This is a genomic window from Priestia sp. P5_B4 (assembly GCF_056400385.1).
The window spans coordinates 1-3,253 of the sequence record NZ_JBFULJ010000424.1 but is presented as its reverse complement, the minus strand read 5'-3'; the positions used below and the strand labels follow the sequence as shown (position 1 = coordinate 3,253).

The window sequence follows — 3,253 nt, the reverse complement described above, 5'->3', positions numbered from 1 at the left end:
CAGTCGCTGTAACTGCTTTTTATTTTTAGATGATGAGCTGATAAATGGCCTCTCCGAGCAGCAAGAACCACGTAAACATGCAGATCACTCCAAATACGTACGTCGTTTTACGTGCAGAAAAATACAAACAACTCAACAGGGAAAGGTATCCAAAACTTAAGAAAAGGGCATTTTAAAAGTAACGAAATTTTTCTTACTTAAAAGGATGGATTATATTGACAGCAAACCAACAGGAATATCTAAAAAAGATAMATAGCATACAAGAAAATCTAGCCAAAACGTGGGCTGAATACTGGCAGCAATACTCCACTCCAGGCTCTTGGCAGTTTTGGGTTACCTTGGGGGCTTTCATTTTACCTTTAGTCATTCTCTATTTTTTTATTGATCGAAAAAAAGCCTTTCACTTAGGGTTTTATGGATTTAACGTGCACGTTTGGTTTCACTATAGTGACACCGCTGGAGTTTATAACGGGCTGTGGACGTATCCTTACCAAATCAACACAATCATACCCGTAAGCTTTAGCCTAGATGCTTCGCTTATTCCTGTCTCTTTTATGCTTCTTTATCAATGGACAATTAACCATCATAAAAATTACTATGTATATGCAACTGTTCTTTGTTTGTTTTTTGCTTTTATTTTCAAACCGCTATTAACAGGGATTGGCTTTTTCCAGCTGCATGAATGGGCTACTTACAGTTATTTATTTGTAGTTTATCTGGGTGTGATACTGCTATCAAAATGGATTACCAATCTGTTTCTTTATTTTGAAAAACAACATTAAATTTGATAAGTCCACTCAATAAAAAAACGTAAGCCTTTTTGAAAAGATCTTACGTTTTTTGTGATTGTTTTATTTACTAGCTGTCTGCTTCCTCAGAAGGTAACAGGCTTTGTTCATCTCAAAGCATTTTGCAGGCAGCTCCTTTTCTTTGTGTTAATTTAGAACATACTGCATCTAGCAATAATAAAACTTCTGTTAGCAGCAAAAATCTCACTTTTTCTAAGCCCTGCTTAAATTAGCGTTGTATAAGTCCATTAAACTGCTTAAATCATCCAACAACGGGCAGTGGCCTACGCCTTTCATAATTTTTAACGTCGCATTTTCCCCTATGCCTTTCGCGATGTCAGATGCATCTCTTGTGGAAACCATCTTATCTTCATCGCCTTGAATAACCATAGTAGGGATCGTAATTTTTTCCACCTCTCCTGACCCTTCCACAACACCATTAAAATCGTTTGAAATATTAAATCTCATGAGTGCGTAATTGATATCAATTAAATTTCGCTGCTTGATCGTTCCTTCTAAATATGTTTCAAATTGATCAGCAGACGGCTTATTTTTTGTATATAAAAATTGACGCAGCATCATTTTTAAAAACCATGTGTTTTTTGTTTCTTTTGCGTTTTCTACCATTCTAAATGCTTCTTTTACTTCTTCTTTGGTTTGTATAAAGTTGTTAGGAATAGGCAGTTCTAGGAACGTTCTTCTTGGAATGGGGTAGCCTTTAATGTTGACGGAGCTTAAGAGAATTAAATTTTTGGCATCATTCGGATGATCAATCACATATTGCATAGCAACTGCTCCTCCTAATGACCACCCGCTTATTGTAAAAGCAGACAACTTTAAAGCATCCGCAAACAGTTTGACATCATCTGATAAGTCTTTGATTGTGTGGATAGGTGTATGATAAGTGGAGTCTCCAAATCCTCTTAAATCGATCGCATAAGCTGTGATATGTTCTGGAAGTTCATTCATTAACACATCCCAGTTAAGGGAAGAGTTCATGTTTCCGTGAATTAACAAAAGTACCTCTTTTCCGCCTTTTTTCATTCGGTAATTTACTGTTTCTCCATTCGGTAACTCTACTTTTGCTTGTTCTAAAACAGATACGGTCATCGCTATTTTCCTCTTTTCTTATATAATTAGAACGATCGGTAGCATTTATTTTTTAATACCCTATTTATCAAGATTTAAGCAGTTAGAAAGAAGTTGTACAAAAGCCAACATAATGCTATGTTATTCTACTTGCTAAAAAAGACAGCCAAATATGCGATTCGGCTGCCTTTTTATAATGAAGAAATATACGAATGAGCAACAAGGCCATTACTTTTTCGGTGCGTCTAATGCTTGATAGGCAAGCTGATATTTCCCGCCTTCAGCCACTTCTGCATGGTACAGAGCTTTAAGAGCAAAGTTTTTTTCAAGGCTGTGCTCTTTCATCAGTCCATTCAGCTTACCTTGTAGTTCCTGATTGTCTTTAATGAGCTGTTTCATCTGTGATTTTAAATATTTCATGGTGTTTTCCGCTCCTTTCACTTGATGAATATCTATCAAGTATATCACTTAAGGATAGGATAATGGTAAAACGACTTACAATTAAGCGATTAAATCTGTACAGCTCTGTTCTTTAAGCGTCCTACAAGCGGAACGACGATGATACCAGCGATAACAACTTGCATCACATTCCCCGGTATAGAGCCAAGCGGAAGGATCCAGTTATGATAAAGAATCACTTCGGCAAAATAGTAGCCTACGATTTTTACAATCAGCGCAGCAGCAACTGCCAGTGTGTTCACAAGTGCTCTTTTACCAGGTGCTTTTTCTGAGATAAGACCTGCTAAAAAGCCCATTGCCCCTACGATAATAAACGTAAACGGCGCCCATGCTGTCCAGCCGGAGATGAGGTCGAATAACCCCATTCCAAAAGCCCCGGCGATGGCTCCTGTCTTTTTGCCGTAAATAAAGGCTGCTATAAAAAGAGGAACGTTGCCTAAATGGATGAGGCCTCCGTTACCCATGATTGGAAGCTTGATGTTGATAAACATTGTCGCTACAAACGTCAGTGCGATAAAAAGTGCATGCATAGATAAAGCTTTGATTTTGGTTGATTCTCTTGGTGAGTATGTTGAATTCATCTGTTGACCTCTTTCTTTTTTTACTACTATCATACTCCTAATTACATACTTAATAAATACGTAAAACTATTTATTTAGTAAGATATATCATTCTAGCAGCACAAAGGGATCCGCCAACTTCAAAAATTGTCCTATCCGTTCTTAAAAAAATAAAGCTGCTTCTGCTTCCTTTAGCAGACTGCGGCGCCTAATTTTTGTTATGGTAAAGAGTCTGTTCGGGCATAATATGAGCAAATCGTTCTTTTTCAAGAGTTGACGAAGGCTGATAAATATGAGAAGTTATATGTTTGTAGAAATGAATGGAATAACCTAGAATTCCAGCGGAACCTGTTACTA

General features: G+C 37.1%; 4 protein-coding genes. 1 reads left to right on the top strand and 3 read right to left on the bottom strand.

Going from position 1 to position 3,253, the window contains the following annotated elements; genetic code table 11:
• The first annotated feature begins 215 nt into the window (after positions 1–215).
• On the top strand, positions 216–782 hold the full coding sequence (locus AC1DRF_RS20665) for a CBO0543 family protein (protein WP_477741561.1): 567 nt from the start codon (positions 216–218) through the stop codon (positions 780–782).
• 219 nt (positions 783–1,001) lie between these two features.
• On the opposite strand, the gene phaZ is transcribed toward AC1DRF_RS20665, so the two are convergent.
• From phaZ to AC1DRF_RS20650, 3 genes are all read right to left on the bottom strand, one after another.
• Positions 1,002–1,898: an intracellular short-chain-length polyhydroxyalkanoate depolymerase gene (gene phaZ, locus AC1DRF_RS20660; protein WP_097822869.1), complete on the bottom strand. Its 897-nt coding sequence runs from the start codon at positions 1,896–1,898 to the stop codon at positions 1,002–1,004.
• A 207-nt stretch (positions 1,899–2,105) separates the two neighbouring features.
• Complete coding sequence (locus AC1DRF_RS20655) at positions 2,106–2,297, bottom strand: hypothetical protein (protein ID WP_013058089.1); 192 nt, start codon at positions 2,295–2,297, stop codon at positions 2,106–2,108.
• An 89-nt stretch (positions 2,298–2,386) separates the two neighbouring features.
• Positions 2,387–2,917, bottom strand: coding sequence for an ECF transporter S component (locus tag AC1DRF_RS20650; protein WP_097822870.1), 531 nt, complete (start codon positions 2,915–2,917; stop codon positions 2,387–2,389).
• Positions 2,918–3,253 lie beyond the last annotated feature (336 nt).